General features: G+C 64.3%; 20 protein-coding genes. 12 read left to right on the top strand and 8 right to left on the bottom strand.

All coding sequences use genetic code 11. From position 1 onward, the window contains the following. The first annotated feature begins 1 nt into the window (after nt 1). Genes AC07VI_RS27890 through AC07VI_RS27865 form a run of 6 tightly spaced genes read left to right on the top strand, consistent with a single transcriptional unit; the run spans nt 2 to nt 4,476 of the window. Nucleotides 2-718, top strand: a complete 717-nt coding sequence (locus AC07VI_RS27890) for an SPOR domain-containing protein (RefSeq protein WP_492992440.1) — start codon at nt 2-4, stop codon at nt 716-718. A gap of 9 nt (nt 719-727) precedes the next feature. Further along, entirely contained in the window at nt 728-1,399 is a 672-nt protein-coding gene (locus AC07VI_RS27885; protein ID WP_086144941.1) for a thiol:disulfide interchange protein DsbA/DsbL, read from the top strand. Between the two features lie 46 nt (nt 1,400-1,445). Further along, on the top strand, nt 1,446-2,207 hold the full coding sequence (locus tag AC07VI_RS27880) for an SDR family oxidoreductase (RefSeq protein ID WP_086144942.1): 762 nt from the start codon (nt 1,446-1,448) through the stop codon (nt 2,205-2,207). A gap of 10 nt (nt 2,208-2,217) precedes the next feature. Beyond that, nucleotides 2,218-3,012 carry a biotin--[acetyl-CoA-carboxylase] ligase gene (locus AC07VI_RS27875; protein ID WP_492992437.1) on the top strand — a complete coding sequence of 265 codons (795 nt, stop codon included), beginning with the start codon at nt 2,218-2,220 and terminating at the stop codon, nt 3,010-3,012. A 4-nt stretch (nt 3,013-3,016) separates the two neighbouring features. Continuing rightward, a complete protein-coding gene (locus AC07VI_RS27870) occupies nt 3,017-3,784 on the top strand; it encodes a type III pantothenate kinase (protein ID WP_086144944.1) in 768 nt (255 codons plus the stop codon). After that, entirely contained in the window at nt 3,778-4,476 is a 699-nt protein-coding gene (locus AC07VI_RS27865; RefSeq protein ID WP_086144945.1) for a hypothetical protein, read from the top strand. The genes AC07VI_RS27870 and AC07VI_RS27865 overlap by 7 nt, the downstream gene beginning before the upstream one ends. A 15-nt stretch (nt 4,477-4,491) precedes the next feature. Here AC07VI_RS27865 and AC07VI_RS27860 read toward each other — a convergent pair whose 3' ends face one another. The 7 genes from AC07VI_RS27860 to AC07VI_RS27830 form a co-directional block, all read right to left on the bottom strand. Beyond that, nucleotides 4,492-5,544 carry a septal ring lytic transglycosylase RlpA family protein gene (locus AC07VI_RS27860; protein WP_086144946.1) on the bottom strand — a complete coding sequence of 351 codons (1,053 nt, stop codon included), beginning with the start codon at nt 5,542-5,544 and terminating at the stop codon, nt 4,492-4,494. After that, nucleotides 5,544-6,659, bottom strand: coding sequence for a rod shape-determining protein RodA (rodA, locus tag AC07VI_RS27855; protein WP_086144947.1), 1,116 nt, complete (start codon nt 6,657-6,659; stop codon nt 5,544-5,546). The genes AC07VI_RS27860 and rodA overlap by 1 nt, the downstream gene beginning before the upstream one ends. Before the next feature lie 8 nt (nt 6,660-6,667). Then, a complete protein-coding gene (gene mrdA / locus AC07VI_RS27850) occupies nt 6,668-8,638 on the bottom strand; it encodes a penicillin-binding protein 2 (RefSeq protein ID WP_086144948.1) in 1,971 nt (656 codons plus the stop codon). Between the two features lie 12 nt (nt 8,639-8,650). Next, entirely contained in the window at nt 8,651-9,163 is a 513-nt protein-coding gene (mreD, locus tag AC07VI_RS27845; RefSeq protein ID WP_076568268.1) for a rod shape-determining protein MreD, read from the bottom strand. Then, nucleotides 9,160-10,224 (bottom strand): rod shape-determining protein MreC, encoded by a 1,065-nt coding sequence (mreC, locus tag AC07VI_RS27840; protein WP_086144949.1) that lies wholly within the window; start codon nt 10,222-10,224, stop codon nt 9,160-9,162. Before mreC ends, mreD begins: the two co-directional genes overlap by 4 nt. A 106-nt stretch (nt 10,225-10,330) precedes the next feature. Further along, entirely contained in the window at nt 10,331-11,374 is a 1,044-nt protein-coding gene (locus AC07VI_RS27835) for a rod shape-determining protein (protein ID WP_010393186.1), read from the bottom strand. Between the two features lie 64 nt (nt 11,375-11,438). Further along, nucleotides 11,439-11,726: a hypothetical protein gene (locus AC07VI_RS27830; RefSeq protein ID WP_143450713.1), complete on the bottom strand. Its 288-nt coding sequence runs from the start codon at nt 11,724-11,726 to the stop codon at nt 11,439-11,441. Here AC07VI_RS27830 and gatC point away from each other — a divergent pair. The 6 genes from gatC to AC07VI_RS27800 all read left to right on the top strand — a co-directional run bounded on the left by gatC (nt 11,725) and on the right by AC07VI_RS27800 (nt 18,020). Continuing rightward, a complete protein-coding gene (gatC, locus tag AC07VI_RS27825) occupies nt 11,725-12,027 on the top strand; it encodes an Asp-tRNA(Asn)/Glu-tRNA(Gln) amidotransferase subunit GatC (protein WP_086144950.1) in 303 nt (100 codons plus the stop codon). The two genes, AC07VI_RS27830 and gatC, sit on opposite strands and share 2 nt — an antisense overlap. Nucleotides 12,028-12,080: 53 nt before the next feature. Beyond that, the gene (gene gatA, locus AC07VI_RS27820) at nt 12,081-13,565 is read left to right on the top strand and encodes an Asp-tRNA(Asn)/Glu-tRNA(Gln) amidotransferase subunit GatA (RefSeq protein ID WP_492992432.1); all 1,485 of its coding nucleotides are present in this window, start codon (nt 12,081-12,083) and stop codon (nt 13,563-13,565) included. A 37-nt stretch (nt 13,566-13,602) separates the two neighbouring features. After that, nucleotides 13,603-15,078, top strand: coding sequence for an Asp-tRNA(Asn)/Glu-tRNA(Gln) amidotransferase subunit GatB (gene gatB, locus AC07VI_RS27815; RefSeq protein ID WP_301178800.1), 1,476 nt, complete (start codon nt 13,603-13,605; stop codon nt 15,076-15,078). Nucleotides 15,079-15,268: 190 nt separating this feature from the next. Continuing rightward, nucleotides 15,269-15,652 carry a BlaI/MecI/CopY family transcriptional regulator gene (locus AC07VI_RS27810; protein WP_492992430.1) on the top strand — a complete coding sequence of 128 codons (384 nt, stop codon included), beginning with the start codon at nt 15,269-15,271 and terminating at the stop codon, nt 15,650-15,652. Next, nucleotides 15,649-16,896 carry a TonB family protein gene (locus tag AC07VI_RS27805; protein WP_492992428.1) on the top strand — a complete coding sequence of 416 codons (1,248 nt, stop codon included), beginning with the start codon at nt 15,649-15,651 and terminating at the stop codon, nt 16,894-16,896. Before AC07VI_RS27810 ends, AC07VI_RS27805 begins: the two co-directional genes overlap by 4 nt. Before the next feature lie 86 nt (nt 16,897-16,982). Further along, a complete protein-coding gene (locus AC07VI_RS27800) occupies nt 16,983-18,020 on the top strand; it encodes an oxidoreductase (RefSeq protein WP_086144955.1) in 1,038 nt (345 codons plus the stop codon). Nucleotides 18,021-18,039: 19 nt separating this feature from the next. Here the strand turns inward: AC07VI_RS27800 and AC07VI_RS27795 are convergent, their stop codons facing one another. Further along, nucleotides 18,040-18,504 carry a carboxypeptidase-like regulatory domain-containing protein gene (locus tag AC07VI_RS27795; RefSeq protein WP_139842435.1) on the bottom strand — a complete coding sequence of 155 codons (465 nt, stop codon included), beginning with the start codon at nt 18,502-18,504 and terminating at the stop codon, nt 18,040-18,042. Between the last annotated feature and the right edge of the window lie 4 nt (nt 18,505-18,508).

Here is an 18,508-nt window from a genome sequence, read left to right as displayed (position 1 = left end):
AATGAATCACGCTTCCCGCTTTACTTCGACCCGGCGCCAGCAGGGCAACACCCTGGTCGGCATCATCATCGGCCTGGTCATCGGCCTGGGCATCGCCGTAGTGGTCGCCCTGGTGATCACCAAGGGTTCATCGCCATTCACCGACAAGTCGCCCAAGGCCGGCAAATCGGCCGAACCGACGGCCGGCCAGATCGCCGACCCGAACAAGCCGATGTACGGCAACAAGGAAGCGGCCAAGGAAGCGGCGCGCGACTTCTCCCGTGAGCCGCGCGAAATCACCACGCCGGCGCAGCCGGCCGCACCGGCACCGGCACCGGCACCAGTACCGGCGCAGCAGCCGAAGGCGCCGCCACCGGACGCGCTGCAGGAATTGATCGGCACCCTGAAGGACAAGCCGGCGCCGAAAACGCCTGCCGCCGCACCGGCGCCGCAGGCCAAGGCCGAAACGAAGACCGAGGCCAAGGCCGATGCAGCCGGCGATAAATGGATTTATTATCTGCAGGCCGGCGCCTTCCATGACATGGCGGACGCCGAAAGCACGCGCGGCAAACTGGCGCTGCTCGGCTTCGAAGCGGCCATCAGCGACCGCAGCACCGACGCCGGCGTGCTGCACCGCGTGCGCGTCGGTCCGTTCAACCAGCTCGAAGCGATGAACCGCGCGCGCACCAAGCTGTCTGAAAACGGCATCGATGTCGCCGTCGTCCGCAACCAAAAATAAGGAACCAGCATGCGTTTTCTGAAGAAGCTGTTGTTTGCCGCCGCCCTGTGCAGCGCCGCCATGGGCGCATCGGCCTCGCCGTCCGAGCCGAAGAACGGCGTCGAATACGAAACCCTGCCCGCGCCGCAGGCGACGGAATCGGGCAAGAAGATCGAAGTGACGGAATTCTTCGCCTATTACTGCCCGCATTGCAATGTGCTCGAACCGCAGCTGGCCGCCTGGGTCAAGAAACAGGGCGACAACATCGTCTTCAAGCGCGTGCACGTGTCGCGCGACGAAAGCGTGGCGCCGCAACAGCGTTTGTTTTTCACCCTGCAAGCCATGGGCCTGCTCGACAAGCTGCACACCACGGTCTTCCACGCCATGCACGTCGAGCGCAACCGCCTGGCCACCGATGAAGCCGTGTTCGACTTCGCCGCCCGGCAAGGCGTGGACCGCCAGAAATTCATCGACACCTACCGCTCGATGGGTATCTCGGCACGCGTGCGCAAGGCCGATGCCATGATGCAGGCCTATAACGTCACGTTCTGGCCCATGATCGCCATCGACGGCCGCTACATCACCTCGCCATCGCAGGCCGATCAAGGCAGCAAGTCGGCCAGGAACGAAGAACAGCTGAACGCCCAGGCGCTCACCGTGATGGACGTGCTGGTCGCGAAAGCCAAAGCGGAAAAGAAATAAGCATGTCGACTTCCCTGGCGCAGCCCCGGCACGCGCGCATCGCCTGATGCACGGCGTTTTCATCACGGGGGCGTCGAGCGGACTGGGCGCCGCCCTGGCGCTGCAGTACGCGCGCCAGGGCGCCCATTTGGGCTTGCTGGCGCGCCGCGGCGACGCGCTGCAGCAGCTGATCGCCTCCCTGCCCCACCCTGAACGCCACCGCGCCTACGCCGTCGATGTGTGCGACCACGCCGCCCTGAAAAGCGCGGCGCAGGACTTCATCGCCTGCGCCGGCCGCATCGACGCCGTCATCGCCAGCGCCGGCGTGTCGTACGGCACCCTGACAGAACACGCGGAAGACCTGGACGCCTTCGAACGCCTCATCGCCATCAACGTCACGGCCACCGTGGCCACCTTCGCCCCATTCATCGCCGCCATGAAGGCCCAGGGCAGCGGACGCCTGGTGGGCATCGGCAGCGTGGCCGGCATCCGCGGCCTGCCCGGCGCCGAAGCCTACAGCGCCTCGAAAGCGGCCGTCATCAGCTACTGCGAATCGCTGCGCCTGGAATTGAAACCTGCCGGCATCAAGGTCGTCACCATCACGCCAGGCTACATCGACACGCCAATGACGCGCCACAATGCCTACCGCATGCCCTTCCTCATGCCGGCCGATAAATTCGCCGCACGCGCCGCGCGCGCCATCGCCGACGGCGACAGCTACCGCGTGATTCCATGGCAGATGGGCGTCGTCGCCAAGCTGCTGCGCGTGCTGCCCAATGCCGTGTACGACCTGGCGTTCGCCCATGCGCCGCACAAGGCGCGCAACTGACCCCATCACCATGACGAAGCACTCAGACCTGAACAGCGCGGCCATCGCCGCCCATTGCGCCACGGGCGCCGCCCACGTGGCCATCGAAGTGGTCGACGAAACCGGATCGACCAACGCCGACCTGCTGGCACGCTGCGCCACCCTGGCCGGCCCAACCCTGCGCGTCGCCGGCCAGCAGACGGCCGGACGCGGACGCGCCGGACGGCCGTGGCTGTCGCAGCCGGACGCCAGTCTGATGTTCTCGCTGGCCTGGCGCTTCAAGGGACCGCTGCACCAGCTGGTGGGATTGCCGCTGGCCGTCGGCGTGGCGCTGGCCGAAAGCATGACGGCGCTGGGCGTGCCGGTGCAACTGAAATGGCCGAATGACCTGCTCAAGGATGGCCACAAGCTGGCCGGCATCCTCGTCGAGACGCAGCAGGTGGCGGACGGCGGCGTGTGGGCCGTCATCGGCTGCGGCATCAATCTGCTGATGCCCGATGCGCTGGAACAGCGGATCGGCCGCAGCGTCTCGGCCGTGCCCTGGCTGGCGCAGATGGAGCGCAACACCCTGGTGGCGGCGCTCCTGAGCCGCCTGGCCGGCGTGCTGGCCGAATTCGACGACACGGGCTTTGCGCCATTTACGGAGCGCTGGAACGCCCTGCACGCGTGGCAGGGCCAACACGTGAAAATCGTCGACAATGGCCAGTTGCTGCAGCAAGGCGTGGCGGCCGGCGTCGATCAGCTGGGCCGGCTGCTGCTGCGTACCGACGACGGCCTGCAGGAAATCATGTCCGGCGACGTCTCGCTGCGCCTGGCGCAGGAGTAGGCGCATGCTGCTCCTCATCGACGCCGGCAACACGCGCATCAAATGGGCCTTGAGCGACTCCGTCGGCGCGGCAGGCGCCTGGCTGGCCAGCGGCGCAGTGGCCCACGCCCAGCTCGACACCTTGCAGGCGGCATGGTCCGGCCTGGATATTTCCCATGTCCTGCTGTCGAACGTGGCCGGAGCGGCCATCGGCGCGCGCCTGCGGGCGCAGCTTCCGGCCCTGCCGGCGCCCGCCATCACCACCTTCGCTTCGTTGCCGCAGCAGGCGGGTGTGAGTAATCACTATCGCGATCCTGCCCAACTGGGATGCGACCGCTTTGCTGCCGCCATCGGCGCGCATGCGCTGGCGCCAGGCCAGGCCGTCATCGTCGCCAATTGCGGCACCGCCACGACCATCGACGCCATCACGGCCGACGGCGTCTTCCTGGGCGGGATGATCCTGCCGGGCCTGGGACTGATGGCCAGTTCGCTGGCGCGCAACACGGCGCAGCTGCCGCAAATCGCCAGCGACGCCGGGCTGCCGGACGGCTTTGCCGACAATACGGACGACGCCATCCTTTCCGGCTGCCTGGCGGCGCAGGCGGGCGCCATCGAACGGGCCGTGCGCATGCATGGCGCCAGCGTCTGCCTGCTGTCGGGCGGCGCCGCACAACGCATCGCGCCGGCCCTGGCGCTGCCGATTCCGCTGCACCTGGTCGACAACATCGTCATGATCGGCCTGCAGGCCGCCGCGCGCGCCGCGGGCGACACGCAAGGAGAACACGCATGCTGAAATTCGTCTTCTGGCTGCTGGCCGGGGTGAACCTGCTGGTGCTGGCCATCGGCCAGGGTTACCTGGGCAGTTTTCGCAGCGAGACGCGCGAACCGGCGCGCCTGAAGAACCAGCTGCACACCGGACAAATCAAGCTGCTGACCCAGGAACAGGCGACCGCACCGGCCATGCCGGCAACGCCAGCGCCGGCGGCCGCGGAAACGCCGGCACCGACGCCGCTGCCGCAATCGTATGCCTGCACGGAGGTGGGCAATTTCGTGCTGGCCGATGGCCGCCGTTTCGAGGCGCAAGTGGCCGCGCTGGACCTGGGCGACCGCCAGTCGCGCCGCAACGTGGCCGGCCAGGAAATATCGAGCTACATGGTGTATATCCCGCCGCAGGGCAGCAAGGAAGGCGCCGAGCGCAAGGCTGGCGAGTTGAAGCAGCTGGGGGTGACGAATTACTTCATCATGGGCGACGGCAGCCCGATGCGCTGGGGCATCTCACTGGGCGTATTCAAGTCGGAAAGCGGTGCGCAAAGCCAGCTGGCGTCGCTCAACAAACAGGGGGTGCACAGCGCGCGCATCGGCCCCCGCTACAGCTCCAGCAAGCAGCTGGCCTACCAGTTCCGCGACCTCGACGCCGCCACGCGCGCGCGCCTGGAAAAGATCAAGGCGCAGTTCCCGGAGCAGGAACTGCGCAACTGCAAATAAACCCCAGGCGCGCGCCTAGCGTTGGATGACGATAGGCTTGATCCCCGTCGATTCCGGCAGATTTGCCGCCGCACGCGCAGCCTCGGCGCGGCTGGAAAAAGGCCCGCCGTACAGGCGGAACAGGTTACCTGCCTGCACCACGCCCAAGGTGCCCAGGGCCGCCGCATATGGCGCCAGGCGCGAGCGCCCCGTTTCCGCATTGTCGGCGCGCGAGTAGGCGCCCAGTTGCAAATAAAAGCCGCTGGCCAGGGCCGCCGGCGCGGGTGCGGCCACCGTCGCGTCAACCGGCAGCATCTGCGTCGTCACTTCCGGCTGTACCACGGCGCCCGTCTCCACCGGCGTGTCGATGGAGATGGCTACCACGGATGGCGTCAATGGCGCCGGCTTCGGCGCCGCGCGGGCGGCCAGGATGGCATCGATATCGGCCGGCAGCAGCCGTTCGACCACCACCTGGTGGCTGCCCTTGCCCAGGAAGCCCAGTTTCAGCGCCGCCGTGTACGACACATCGATCACGCGCGTGGCGTGGAACGGCCCGCGGTCGTTGATGCGCACGATCACCTGCTCACCGCTGTCGATGCTCGTCACGCGCGCGTAAGACGGAATCGGCAAGGTCGGATGGGCGGCCGTCATCTTGTACATATCGTAGATTTCACCGGACGAGGTGCGCTGGCCATGGAATTTCTTGCCATACCAGGTGCCGGTGCCCTTCTGCGTAAACGGTTCGTTGCCGGTGATCGGCGTGTAGGTCTTGCCGAAGACGACGTAGGGCCGGTTCGAGCGCGTGGAATACGGCTCGTTGCGCACTTCCGCATCGGGCACGTCGCGCAGGTTCGGCGGCGGATTGTCGCCCGGACCGTCGTCCTTGTAGTAGCCGCCGCGTCCGGAACCTGCCGCCGGCAAGGCCGGCAAGGTGGGGTCCTGGCGCACAGGCGCCTTGACCTTGCCTCCAGATGGCATGGGCACGTTGCTCGAAGCGGGCTTTTGCGGCGTGGTGCCGCAGGCGGCCAGGGTCAGCAAGGCCGCAAGGCCCAGGCCACGCAGGGCGAAGGTATCGACTGGCGCGCGCATCAGGTCTGCACCAACTTGCGGTGGCGCTGAATACTCATCAGGATGCCGGAGGCGACGCCGAGGGTCAGCAGCGCAGTGCCGCCGTAGCTGAGGAAAGGCAGGGGAACACCGACCACCGGCACAATGCCGCTGACCATGCCCATGTTTACAAACGCATACGTAAAGAAAATCATTGTTATCGCTCCTGCCAGCAGGCGAGTGAAAAAACTGGGGGCGTTGGCGGCGATCATCATCCCCCGTCCCACCAGCAGCAAATACATCAGCATCAGGATCAGATTCCCCACCAGGCCGAACTCCTCCGAATACACGGCGAAGATGAAGTCGGTCGTGCGCTCCGGGACGAACTCCAGGTGGGCCTGTGTGCCGTGCGTCCAGCCCTTGCCCGTCATGCCGCCGGAACCGATGGCGATGATGGACTGGATGATATGGAAGCCCTTGCCCAGCGGGTCCTTGGTCGGGTCGATCAGCATCATCACGCGGTCGCGCTGGTAATCATGCAGGTGCGACCAGGCGATCGGCAGGCAAGAGACAAAGGTGATCAGCAAGCCAGCCAGCACCTTCCACGACAGGCCGGCCAGGAAGATGACCGTAAAGCCGGCCGCCACCACCAGCAGCGCCGTGCCCAGGTCGGGCTGGCGCGCAATCAGGTAGACGGGCACCAGCAGCAGCACGGCCGCCATCAGGAACGACTTCCAGCGCAAGGCGCCCGCATTATGCTGGAAGAACCAGGCCAGCATCAGCGGCGTGGCGATCTTCAGGAATTCGGAAGGCTGGATGTCGATTACGCCAATATGCAGCCAGCGCCGCGCGCCCAGTTTGATGGTGCCGAACAGGGCCACGGCCACCAGCAGTATGACCGACACCGTATACGCGGGCACGGCGATGCGCATCATCATCTGCGGCGTGACGTTGGCCGCCACCCACATGACGAAAAAGCACAGCAGGATGTTGCGCAGGTGATCCTCGATCTTGCCGGGGATGCCGATGCTGGCCGAATACAGGGTCAGCAGGCTGGTGCACAGCAGCATCAGGATGATGATCATCAGCGGCGGATCAAACACCGCCAGGTAGGGTTTGGCGCGCCGCCACAGCGAACGCCTCTCGTTAATGGGCATGTGCTTCCTTATTGCCTGGCAGGCGGCGCCGGGGCAGCCTGCTCGTCCGTGATTTCTTCCAGGGTGCGCACTTCGTCGACATCTTCCTTCGGCACCTTGGTGGTGTCCTTTTCCTTGTCGCTCGGGCGCTTGCCCAACAGGTAGTAGTCGAGCGCCTTGCGCGCGATCGGCGCGGCCACGCCGGCGCCGAAGCCCGCGTTTTCCACCACGATGGCGATCGCGATGCGCGGCTTGTCGGCCGGCGCGAAAGCCGTAAACAGGGCATTGTCGCGCAGGCGCTCGGCCAGCAGCTTGGCGTTGTACTTCTCGTTTTTCTTGATCCCCACCACCTGCGCCGTGCCTGTCTTGCCGCCCACCGTATACTGCACGCCGGTGAAGATGCGCGCGGCCGTACCGCCCTGTTCGCTCGTCACGCCCACCATGGCGCGCTTGATGATGTCGATATTTTCCTGCTTGAGCGCGATGCGGTAGCTTTCCTTAGGTACCGTCAGGGTGCGCGCGCGCGTGCTGGCGTCCTCGATGATTTTCACCAGATGCGGCTTCATCACGACACCGTTATTGGCCAGGTTGGCCGTCGCATGGGCGATCTGCAGCGGCGTGTAGGAATTGTAGCCGGAGCCGTTACTCACCGAAATCGTGTCGCCGCCCACCCATTTTTTCTGCTGCGGGGTCTTGAAGCGGTTGCGCTTCCATTCTGTCGACGGCAGCACGCCCGTCTTTTCATTATTCAGGTCGATGCCCGTCAGCTGGCCGAAGCCGAACGGCTTCATGAAGTCGTGGATGGCGTCGATGCCCATGTCGCGACCCAGCTGGTAATAATAGGTATTGCACGAGACGACGATGGACTTGTGCATGTCGACCGTACCGTGGCCACCCACCTTGTCGTCGCGGAAGGTGTGCCCGCCGAGGATGAAAAAGCCGGGGTCGGAAATCGACTGGCTCGGCGTGCGCTTGCCCAATTCGAGTGCGGCCAGCGCCATGAAGGGCTTGAAGGTCGAGCCGGGCGCGTACGTGCCGGACAGGGGCCGGTTGACCATCGGCCGGTCCAGCGAGGTATTGAGTTCATTCCAGCTTTGCTGGTCGATGCCGTCGACGAACAGGTTCGGATCGTAGCCTGGCTTGGACACGTAGGCCAGGATGTCGCCCGTGGCCGGGTCGATCGCCACGGCGGCGCCGCGCCACTCGCCGAACGCTTCCTCGACCACCTTTTGCAGTTCGATGTCGATCGACAGGATCAGGTTGTTGCCAGGAGTCGCGGCGGTGCGCGACAGCGTGCGCATGGCGCGCCCGCCGGCCGACACTTCCACCTCCTCATAGCCGGTGGTGCCGTGCAGCTGCTTCTCGTAGCTTTTTTCCAGGCCCTCCTTGCCGATATGATCGGTACCGTTGTAATTGGCCGCGTCCTCGCCCTCTTCCAGTGCCTTGGCTTCATTACGGTTGATGCGGCCGATGAAGCCCACCACATGCGATGCCACTTCGCCCATCGGATACTGGCGGAACAGGCGCGCCTGCACTTCCACCCCTGGGAAGCGGAAACGCTGCGCCGTGAAGCGCGCCACCTCCTCATCCGTCAGGCGCGTGCGCAACGGCACGCTGACGAAGTTCTTGGATTCTTCCAGCAGCTTTTTGAAGCGGCGGCGGTCCTTGACGTCGATCTGCACCAGGGTCGACAGCTCGTCGATCACGGAATCGAGGCTGGCACTGAGCTTCGATGGCGTCACTTCCAGCGTATAGGCCGAGTAATTGCGCGCCAGGACCACGCCATTACGGTCGAGGATCAAGCCGCGCGTGGGTACGATGGGCACCACCGCGATGCGATTGTCCTCGGCCTTGGTGGCATAGTCTTCATGCTTGATCACCTGCAGCCAGATGAAGCGCGCCAGCAGCAGCGAAAAGCAGATAAACACGAGCGCGCCCAGGACGGTCAGGCGCATCCGGAAGAAATGCAGTTCGCGCTCGTTATTCTTAAGTTCAGTCATTGCAGGCGCCCGTCAAATCGGCCGGTTGTGATCCCGGTCCACGGCACGGCGTTGCGGCGCCAGGAGGATCCAGGTAACGAAGGGCCACAGGGCGACGGCGACGAAGCTCTCGATGAAATTGAGCCAGCCAGGAAAGCGGCCCGAGACGATCAGGCGCGTCAGCAATTGCAGCGCCTGCGTCAGCAGCAGCAGCGGCAGCACATGCAGCGCCTGGGTCATGATGGGGAACCACAGTACGCGGCGGTGCATCATGATGGCGAAATACGACAGCAGGGTGTAGGCCAGCGCATTTTCGCCCAGGAGGGTCGAGTCGTGCACGTCCATCATCAAACCCATGAAGAAAGCCACGCCGATGCCAACCTTGCGTGGCTGATGGACGCCCCAGAAGACCAGTACCAGCGCGACGAAATCGGGTACGCCGACGAACTGCCCCCAGGGCAGCAAATTCAACAGGAACGCGCACAGCAGGGAAAAGCCGATGAACAGGGGGCTGACAGGCAGCAGGATGTAATGCGGGCGGTTCATCGTGTCGCCTCCTTCGGTGGCACGGCGACAGGTGTTGTTGCGGCAGCCGGCGCTGCCGGTTTCGCTACCGGGCTGGCAGGCGGTTTCGCGGCCGTTGCGGCGGCCGCGTTGGCCGGCGCGCCCGCCGGGACGGCAGCAGGCTCCTTGGCAGGGTCCTTGATCGGCGCCATCTTGCCGGCGATCTTGCGGCCCGTCTTGATATCTTCGGCGGGCGGGCGCGGAGCAATCTCGGGCGATGTCATCAAGATGAGCAGCTGGGTGTTGCGTTCGATGCCGGCCAGCGGCTGGCACACGACGCGGCCGAACGGACCGTGTGCATTGCGTTCGACCAGGGTCACGCGGGCCACGGCCAGGCCGGCCGGGTACAGGCCATCGAGGCCCGAGGTAATGACAATGTCGCCGATCTGGATATCAGCACTGGGGGCCGTGAAGCGCAATTCCATGGTGCCGGACTTGCCGCGGCCGATGGCCACGCTGCGCACGCCATTGCGCAGCAGTTGCACGGGGATCGCCTGCTCTTCGTCCGTCAGCAAGGTCACTTCGGAGGTGAACGGGAACACGCGCGTGACCTGCCCCACCACGCCGAGGTTATCGATCACTGGACGGCCCAGTTCGACGCCGTTCTGAATGCCCCGGTCCAGCACGATCTTGCGCGAGGCCGAGTCGCGCGTGTCATACAGGACTTCGGCCATCATGGTCTTGACAGGGACTCTTTCGCGCGCTTCCATCAGCTTGCGCAAATGGTTGTTTTCAACGATGTTGAGTTGCGCCTGTTGCAGGATCTGCGCCGAGGCGATCTGTTCGTGTTTCAGGTCGCGCACCTGCTTTTCCAGCGCGGACAACGAAGAAAAGTAATTGCCGACGCCGAGCGCCACATCGCGCGGCACCAGGGCCGCCATCTGCACCGGATACAGCACGGTGCCGACGGCCTGGCGCACGGCCGTCAGCGCGTGCATGCGCGAATCGACCAGCAGCAGGGCGATAGAAATGCCGGCGAACACCATCATCTTGACGCGGGCGGAGGCGCCTTGTTTGAAAAGTGGCGGAGGACTGTATTCCATGACATCCAGTAATCAGGCGCAGTGCGCCAACGTGCGGGCCCCGGGCAAACGCCGGCGCCAAAACCAAAAAAAGGCCGGAAACTGAAGTTCCGGCCCTTCTGTCAGATTATTCGTAGGAGAAGATCGAGCCGAGCTTGTCCATACGTTCCAGTGCCATCCCGGAACCGCGCACCACGCAGGTGAGCGGGTCCTCGGCCACCAGCACCGGCAGGCCGGTTTCCTCCATCAGCAGGCGGTCCAGGTCACGCAGCAGCGCGCCGCCGCCCGTCAGCATCATGCCTTTTTCGGCGATGTCGGCACCCAGTTCCGGTGGCGTCTGTTCCAGCGCGTTCTTCACGGCCGAGACGATGTTGTTCAGCGGGTCGGTCAGCGCTTCGAGAATCTCGTTGCTCGAGATGGTGAACGAACGCGGGATGCCTTCGGACAGGTTGCGGCCCTTGACTTCCATTTCCTTCACTTCCGAACCAGGGAAGGCCGAACCGATGGCCTTCTTGATGGCTTCGGCCGTCTGTTCGCCGATCAGCATGCCGTAGTTGCGGCGGATGTAGTTGACGATGGCTTCATCGAACTTGTCGCCGCCCACGCGCACGGAACCCTTGTAGACCATGCCGCCCAGCGAGATAATGCCCACTTCGGTGGTACCGCCACCGATGTCGACCACCATCGAACCGGTCGCTTCCGACACGGGCAGGCCCGCGCCGATGGCTGCCGCCATCGGTTCTTCGATCAGGTACACCTGCGAGGCGCCGGCGCCCAGTGCCGATTCGCGGATCGCACGGCGCTCGACCTGGGTCGAACCGCAAGGCACGCAAATGATGATGCGCGGCGATGGACGGAAGAATTTCGAGTCATGCACCATGCGGATGAATTGCTTGAGCATCTGCTCGGTCACGGTGAAGTCGGCGATCACGCCATCTTTCATCGGACGGATCGCTTCGATATTGCCCGGCACCTTGCCCAGCATCTGCTTGGCTTCCTTGCCGACTGCCTGAATGGTCTTCTTGCCATTCGGACCGCCTTCCTGGCGGATGGCGACGACGGATGGCTCGTCCAGGACGATACCGAGGCCGCGTACATAAATTAGGGTGTTGGCCGTGCCCAAGTCAATGGCCAGATCGGTGGAGATATACCTGCGTAAAAAACCAAACATGAGTGTCCTGTAGCGCATCGAGCTGCGCAAAAGCTGTTTATGGGGAGTTTCAAAGCGGGCGCTTTCAGGCACCCTGAAAATCCAAAAGGCGATTTTTCCGGGTTTCGCTTGGCGCTTGCGCAATCTTTTCTATGCTGCGGCAGCAGTCCATCAGCGCCGGCAACGCATTAACCCGCCATTCTACCTTATAATTTGAATGCGATTTGCTCAAAAACCATGGAAAAGTGCGACTCTTGCAGCCGCGAGTTACGCGGCATTCCTCGATTTTTGTGAGCAAAATAGCAGTAAATACCCGCGTTTTATCAAAACGCCAACTTAATACTAATGCGCGGCACTCCGCGCCCTTCGCCATGTCCCTGACACTCTCCGACGTAAAACGCATCGCCCATCTGGCACAACTTGACATGGCCGACGACCAGGCCGTCACCTCGCTGGAACAATTAAACAAGATTTTTGCCCTGGCGGAACAAATGCAAGCCGTCAATACCGATGGCGTGGCTCCCCTGAGCCACCCGCTGGCGGCCCACATGGACAATATCGCCCTGCGCCTGCGCGAGGACGTCGCCACGGAACAGAATCGCCGCGACGCCTACCAAGCCGTGGCGCCGAAAGTCCAGGATGGCCTGTATCTCGTCCCCAAGGTTATCGAATAAACTCGCCGCTGCGCCGTTCCCGCCTTCTTGCTGAATATCAAAATAGAAACGCCATGCATACAAAATCCATCAAACAGCTGTCCACGCTTTTGCAGAACAAGGAAATTTCCGCCGTTGCACTGGCGACGCATTTCCTCGACCGCATCGAGGCGGACAACTCGAACGCCTTCCTGCACGTCGACCGTGCCCTGACCCTGGCGCAAGCTGCCGCAGCGGATGCGCGCATCGCCGCCGGCACGGCCACGCCGTTGACGGGCGTGCCGATCGCCCACAAGGACTTGTTCGTGACGAAAGGCTGGCGCACGACGGCCGGCTCGAAAATGCTGGCCAACTACGCCAGCCCGTTTGACGCCACCGTGGTGGAAAAATTCCAGGCGGCCGGCATGGTCACTTTGGGCAAGGTCAATTGCGATGAATTCGCCATGGGTTCCGGCAACGAGAACTCGGCCTTCGGCGCCGTACAGAACCCATGGGACAAGACGGCCGTGCCGGGCGGCTCGTCCGGCGGCTCGGCCGCCGCCGTGGCGGCCGGCCTGACGCCGGCGGCCACCGGCACCGATACGGGCGGCTCGATCCGCCAGCCGGCCGCCTTTTGCGGCATCACCGGCATCAAGCCGACCTACGGACGCGTGTCGCGCTTCGGCATGATCGCCTTTGCCTCGTCGCTGGACCAGGGCGGCCCGATGGCCCGCTCGGCGGAAGACTGCGCCCTGCTGCTCACCGCCATGGCCGGCTTCGACGAGCGTGATTCGACCAGCCTGTCGCCGGAACAGGGCGGCGTGGCGGAAGATTTTTCGCGCGACCTGGATCACCCCCTGACGGGCTTGCGCATCGGCGTGCCGCGCGAGTACTTCGGCGAGGGTCTGGCCAAGGACGTGGAAGCGGCCGTGCGCGACGCGCTGGCGCAGTATGAAAAGCTGGGCGCCACCCTGGTCGATATCTCGCTGCCGAATACGGCCCTGTCGATTCCCGCCTATTACATGATCGCGCCGGCCGAGGCGTCGTCGAACCTGTCGCGCTACGACGGCGTGCGCTACGGCCACCGCGCCGCCGAGTACAAGGACTTGCAGGACATGTACAAGAAGTCGCGCGCCCAGGGCTTCGGTCCGGAAGTGCAGCGCCGCATCATGGTCGGCACCTACGTGCTGTGCCACGGCTACTACGACGCCTACTACCTGAAGGCGCAGAAGATCCGCCGCCTGATCGCGCAGGATTTCGACGCCGTCCTGAATGGCCCGAACGCCGTCTGCGACGTCATCATGGGCCCCGTCGCGCCAACCGTCGCCTGGAACCTGGGCGACAAGACGGACGACCCGGTGGCAAACTACCTGGCCGACATCTACACCCTGTCGACCAGCCTGGCCGGCCTGCCCGGCATGTCGATCCCTTGCGGTTTCGGCGCAGGCGAGAAAAACGGCAAGCGCCCCGTCGGCCTGCAAATCATCGGCAATTATTTTGGCGAAGCGAAGCTGCTGAACGTGGCCCACCAGTTCCAGCAAGTGACGGACTGGCATACGCGCAGCCCGGCCGGCATCTAAGAAAAAATTTGCGCCGCCCAGGCGGCGCCACCAAAAAATAAGCGAGAACACTATGCAATGGGAAGTCGTCATCGGTCTTGAGAACCACGTGCAGCTCACGACCGAATCCAAAATTTTCAGCGGTTCGCCGATCAAGTACGGCGCCGACGCCAACACGCAGGCCAGCCCCGTCGATCTGGCGCTGCCAGGCGTGCTGCCCGTGATGAACAAGCAAGCCGTCGACCGCGCGATCCGCTTCGGCCTGGCCGTGGGCGCCACCGTCGCGCCGCACTCGGTCTTCGCGCGTAAAAACTATTTTTATCCGGATTCGCCCAAGGGCTACCAGATCAGCCAGTTCGAGGACCCCGTCGTCATCGGCGGCGCCCTGACCTTCGGCTATGAAAAGGATGGCGAATTCGTCACCAAGACGGTGAACCTGACGCGCGCCCACCTGGAGGAAGACGCCGGCAAATCCCTGCACGAAGACTACGCGGGCATGAGCGGCATCGACTTGAACCGCGCCGGCACGCCGCTGCTGGAAATCGTCTCGGAGCCGGAAATTCGCAGCGCCGCCGAAGCCGTGGCCTATGCCAAGGCCCTGCACTCGCTAGTCATGTGGCTGGGCGTTTGCGACGGCAACATGCAGGAAGGCTCGTTCCGCTGCGACGTCAACGTCTCCGTGCGCCCCGTCGGCCAGAAGGAATTCGGCACGCGCTGCGAAATCAAGAACCTGAACTCCTTCCGCTTCATCGAAGAAGCCGTGCACGTCGAAGTGCGCCGCCAGATCGAGCTGATCGAAGACGGCGGCAAGGTCGTGCAGGCCACGCGCCTGTACGATCCGGAGCGCAAGGAAACGCGCGAAATGCGCAGCAAGGAAGACGCACAGGATTACCGCTACTTCCCGGACCCGGACCTGCCGCCGCTGGTCATCTCGCCCGAGTGGATCGCCACGGTCAAGGCCTCGATGCCGGAACTGCCGGCCGCCATGCGCGCCCGTTTCATCAGCGAATACGCGCTGCCGGACTACGACGCGCTGGTGCTGACGCAGTCGAAAGCCATGGCCACCTATTTCGTCGCCGTGGTCGACAAGGCCGGCAAGGAAAACGCCAAGGCCGCCGCCAACTGGCTGATGGGCGACGTATCGTCGACCCTGAACCGCGAAGGCGTGGACCTGGACGAGGCGCCTGTCTCTGCCGCGCAGCTGGCGGCCATGCTCAAACGCATCGCCGATGGCACGATCTCGAACAAGGCGGCAAAAGAAGTCTTCGTTGGCATGTGGGAAGCGAAGTCAAACGACGAGCACCTGGTCGATACCATCATCGATGCCAAGGATCTGAGACAAATCTCGGACTCGGGCGCCCTGGAAGCCATCGTCGACGCAGTGCTGGCGGCCAACGCCAAGTCGGTGGAGCAGTATCGCGCCGGCAAGGAAGCGGCGATCAACGCGCTGATCGGCCAGTCCATGAAGGCCTCCAAAGGCAAGGCCGACCCGGCCCAGCTGACGGAACTGCTGAAAGCCAAGCTGGCGGGATAATTTTCACTCGCCCCAAAAAAAGACGCTGCGGCGTCTTTTTTTTCGTCTGAACGATCCGCGCATAAACAAGTTTGTCTAGCTTTTATCCCTTGCCTGAAAGGCGTTTATACGCCACTGAAAATTAAAGTATACATTTTTGTCTACAAGGTTTAATCTAGCCCTATTGAATTTCAGGCAAGAGGAAAACCGCATGACCAAGACGCACGACATCCCGAAACCGACGGCAGCCGAACTCGATCTGCTGCAGGCGCTGTGGCCGCTGGGTGCGGCCACAGCCAAGCAGGTGCACGAGGCGATGGCGATGGCCAAGCCGGCCATCACGTATGGCACGGTGCTGCGCCTGATGCAGATCATGCACGGCAAGGGCTTGCTGATCCGCGACGAAAGCCAGCGCTCACACGTGTATGCGCCGGCGCAGGCGCAGGACAGCCTGCAGACGAATTTGCTCAAGGAATTGATGCAGAAGGCTTTTGCCGGTTCGGCCAAGGCGCTGGTGCTGGCGGCGCTGCGCACGGGCGTGTCGCGCGCCGAACGCGAGGAAATCGAAAAAATGCTCAAGGACGATCAGTCATGAGCGGCTTCGTGCCGGCGCTGGGCTGGACCCTGCTGCACTTCCTGTGGCAAGGGCTGCTGATCGGCTGCGCCACGGCGCTGGCGTGGGGGGCCTTGCGCAATGCGCGTCCGGAGGCGCGCTACGCCGTCGGTTGCGGCGCCCTGCTGGCCTGCCTGGCGTGGCCGGCGGCGGGCTTGTATCTGCGCCTGGCCGGTGGCGAGGCCACGGGCGCGCTGTACTCCAGCGCCTTGCTGCCTGCCGCCCTGCTGGCGCCCGACAGCCTGCCCGACCTGGACTTGCTGCTGCGCGCCGTCGTCGGCGTGTGGGCCTTGTGCGCCGCCGTGCTGGCCGTGCGCATGGCGCTGGGCATGCTGTGGATAGAGCGCAGCGCCAGGAACACGGGCGCCACGCATGGACAGCTCCAGACAAGGCTGTCGCGCATGGCGCACGATGCCGGCGTGGCGCGGCCCGTGCGGCTGCGCGTGCTCGACAACATCGCCAGTCCGCTCACGGCCGGCATCTGGCGTCCCATGGTACTGGTGCCTGCTGCACTGATCACCGGCATGCCGCCCCACCTGCTCGACGCGCTGCTGGCGCACGAACTGGCGCACATCCGGCGCCACGATTATCTGCTCAACCTGCTGCAAAACGCCATCGAGGCGCTGCTGTTCTTCCACCCTGCCGTCTGGTGGATTTCACGCGGCGTGCGCCTTGAACGCGAACATATTGCAGATGATTTCGCAGCAAGACAACTGGGCGAACCGCGGCGTCTGGCTCTTGCACTCTCGGAACTGGAACGTCTCCAGTTCTCAACCCACCACCTGGCCCAGGCGGCCAACGGAGGAGATCTTATGTCACGTATCAAACGATTGCTGCGCCCCGCACCACAAGCGCTGAACTGGAAGGCGGCCGTGCCGCTGCTGACACTGGCCAGCGCCTGCCTCGGCATCTACGGCCAGGCCGTCGCCGCCGACAGCGCGCCCGTGCCGGAGCGCCGCCCCGTCATCGACTTTGGCGTGTGCGGCAAACCGGTCTACCCGGCGGCATCGCTGCAGGCGAAGGAAGAGGGCACGGTCATCATGTCCTTCGACGTGAATGCCACCGGCAAGGTATTGGACTCAAGCGTGGTCAAAAGCAGCGGCCATCCAGCCCTCGACGAGGCGGCGCGCAGCGGCATTGCCAAGTGCACGTTCAAGCCGGCCCTGGCTGGCGGCAAGCCGGTCAGCGCCAGCGTCAAGGTGCAATATGTCTGGAGCCTGAACTAATGTATCAGCGGCAGCATCGCAACAGCGGAGCTGCCGCCCGCTTGCGGGTATGATCATGGATTCATCCACGCACCTGTGAACACGCCATGAACAAGATCAAAACCGGCCTCGTCGGCTACGGCTTTGCCGGCTCCACCTTCCACGCTCCCGTGCTGTCCGCCATCGATGCCCTGGAACTGGCGGCCGTCGCCTCCAGCAAGCCGGAACTCGTGCACAAGGACTGGCCGCAGGCGACCGTGTACGCGGAACCCGCACAGCTGTTTGCCGATCCAGCCATCGAACTGGTCGTCATCGCCGCTCCCAACGAGGCCCATTTCAGCCTGGCGCAAGCGGCCCTGCAGGCGGGCAAGCACGTGGTGGTCGACAAGCCCTTCACCATTTCCAGCTTTGAAGCGCAGAGCCTGATCGCCCTGGCGAAAGAGCGCAAGCTGGTGCTCAGCGTGTACCACAACCGGCGCTGGGATGGCGACTTCCTGACCCTGAAAGCGCTGCTGGCGCAGGGCACCCTGGGGCGCATCGCCAGCGTCGAATCGCACTTCGACCGTTTCCGCCCCGAGATCCGCCAGCGCTGGCGCGAGTCCGGCGCACCGGGCGGCGGCTTGCTGTACGACCTGGGTCCGCACATGCTGGACCAGGCCATGCAGCTGTTCGGCAAGCCGGAAAAGCTGTACGCCGATATCGTCCTGCAGCGCGATGGCGCGCAAGCCGTCGACTACATGCACATCGTTTTGCACTATGACCGCTTACGCGTGGTGCTGCAAGCAGGCTGTCTGGTGAAGGCGCCGACGGCGCGCTTCGCCGTGCATGGAGATAAAGGCAGTTTCGTGAAATTCGGCCTCGACCCGCAGGAAGACGCGCTGAAGGCGGGCGCCAGGCCGGGCCAGCCCGGCTGGGGCGTCGATCCCGTGCGCGGCGCGCTGCACCTGGGCACGCAGCCAGACGGCCATTTCGACCACCTGGCGATGCAGCCTGGCTGCTACCAGGATTTCTACCAGGGCATGGCCGACGCCATCCGCCACGGCGCAGCGGCACCCGTGGCTGCCGAGGATGCGGCAGCGACGATACGCCTGATCGAACTGGCGCTGCAAAGCGCCGCCGAAGGGCGCGTGCTCGCGGTCAGCTGATCGGGCTGCCGTCGCTACATCAAGGCCGGCCCTGGTTCGTTCCCGCCGGCCAGACCAGCTCCACCTGCGCGGAACTGCCTGCCTTGACCTGCACCTTGCGTTCCAATGTCTTGCCGGCCAGGGTAGCGCGCAGGCTGTAGCTGCCCGGCGGCAGTTTCGCCAGCAGGAACGGTCCGCTAGCCGTCGTTTCCAGCACCGCAGCGCCCTTGGCGTCGCGTATTTCCAGCTTCACGTCGGAAGCAAATTCCGCCTTGCCCGCCGCCTGCACGGAAAACACGAGGCTCAAAGGCCAATGCCGGCTGGCGCTCTTGATGGCCGCCGACTCATCGAGGCCGATGCCGCCGCTCAGGTATTCCACCGCCCCGCTCTTCTGCACAGGCGGCAGTGCGGCGTCGCTTTGCGCCTGCGCCGCACTTCCCAGCAACAGCCCGGCGGCCAGCATTGCCGCCGCCAGGGTCAAGGTACTGCATCTGTCTGGTGCCATCTCA

The organism is Janthinobacterium sp. GW821-FHT03A03 (genome assembly GCF_059421435.1).
Note: the sequence above shows the minus strand (reverse complement) of the source record. Positions and strands in the feature narration are given on the sequence as shown.

Coding starts and splice junctions, on each gene's coding strand:
- AC07VI_RS27890 (WP_492992440.1), top strand. CDS start 2: ATGAATCACGCTTCCCGCTTTACTTCGACCCGGCGCCAGCAGGGCAAC.
- AC07VI_RS27885 (WP_086144941.1), top strand. CDS start 728: ATGCGTTTTCTGAAGAAGCTGTTGTTTGCCGCCGCCCTGTGCAGCGCC.
- AC07VI_RS27880 (WP_086144942.1), top strand. CDS start 1,446: ATGCACGGCGTTTTCATCACGGGGGCGTCGAGCGGACTGGGCGCCGCC.
- AC07VI_RS27875 (WP_492992437.1), top strand. CDS start 2,218: ATGACGAAGCACTCAGACCTGAACAGCGCGGCCATCGCCGCCCATTGC.
- AC07VI_RS27870 (WP_086144944.1), top strand. CDS start 3,017: ATGCTGCTCCTCATCGACGCCGGCAACACGCGCATCAAATGGGCCTTG.
- AC07VI_RS27865 (WP_086144945.1), top strand. CDS start 3,778: ATGCTGAAATTCGTCTTCTGGCTGCTGGCCGGGGTGAACCTGCTGGTG.
- AC07VI_RS27860 (WP_086144946.1), bottom strand. CDS start 5,544: ATGCGCGCGCCAGTCGATACCTTCGCCCTGCGTGGCCTGGGCCTTGCG.
- rodA (WP_086144947.1), bottom strand. CDS start 6,659: ATGCCCATTAACGAGAGGCGTTCGCTGTGGCGGCGCGCCAAACCCTAC.
- mrdA (WP_086144948.1), bottom strand. CDS start 8,638: ATGACTGAACTTAAGAATAACGAGCGCGAACTGCATTTCTTCCGGATG.
- mreD (WP_076568268.1), bottom strand. CDS start 9,163: ATGAACCGCCCGCATTACATCCTGCTGCCTGTCAGCCCCCTGTTCATC.
- mreC (WP_086144949.1), bottom strand. CDS start 10,224: ATGGAATACAGTCCTCCGCCACTTTTCAAACAAGGCGCCTCCGCCCGC.
- AC07VI_RS27835 (WP_010393186.1), bottom strand. CDS start 11,374: ATGTTTGGTTTTTTACGCAGGTATATCTCCACCGATCTGGCCATTGAC.
- gatC (WP_086144950.1), top strand. CDS start 11,725: ATGTCCCTGACACTCTCCGACGTAAAACGCATCGCCCATCTGGCACAA.
- AC07VI_RS27830 (WP_143450713.1), bottom strand. CDS start 11,726: ATGGCGAAGGGCGCGGAGTGCCGCGCATTAGTATTAAGTTGGCGTTTT.
- gatA (WP_492992432.1), top strand. CDS start 12,081: ATGCATACAAAATCCATCAAACAGCTGTCCACGCTTTTGCAGAACAAG.
- AC07VI_RS27810 (WP_492992430.1), top strand. CDS start 15,269: ATGACCAAGACGCACGACATCCCGAAACCGACGGCAGCCGAACTCGAT.
- AC07VI_RS27805 (WP_492992428.1), top strand. CDS start 15,649: ATGAGCGGCTTCGTGCCGGCGCTGGGCTGGACCCTGCTGCACTTCCTG.
- AC07VI_RS27800 (WP_086144955.1), top strand. CDS start 16,983: ATGAACAAGATCAAAACCGGCCTCGTCGGCTACGGCTTTGCCGGCTCC.
- AC07VI_RS27795 (WP_139842435.1), bottom strand. CDS start 18,504: ATGGCACCAGACAGATGCAGTACCTTGACCCTGGCGGCGGCAATGCTG.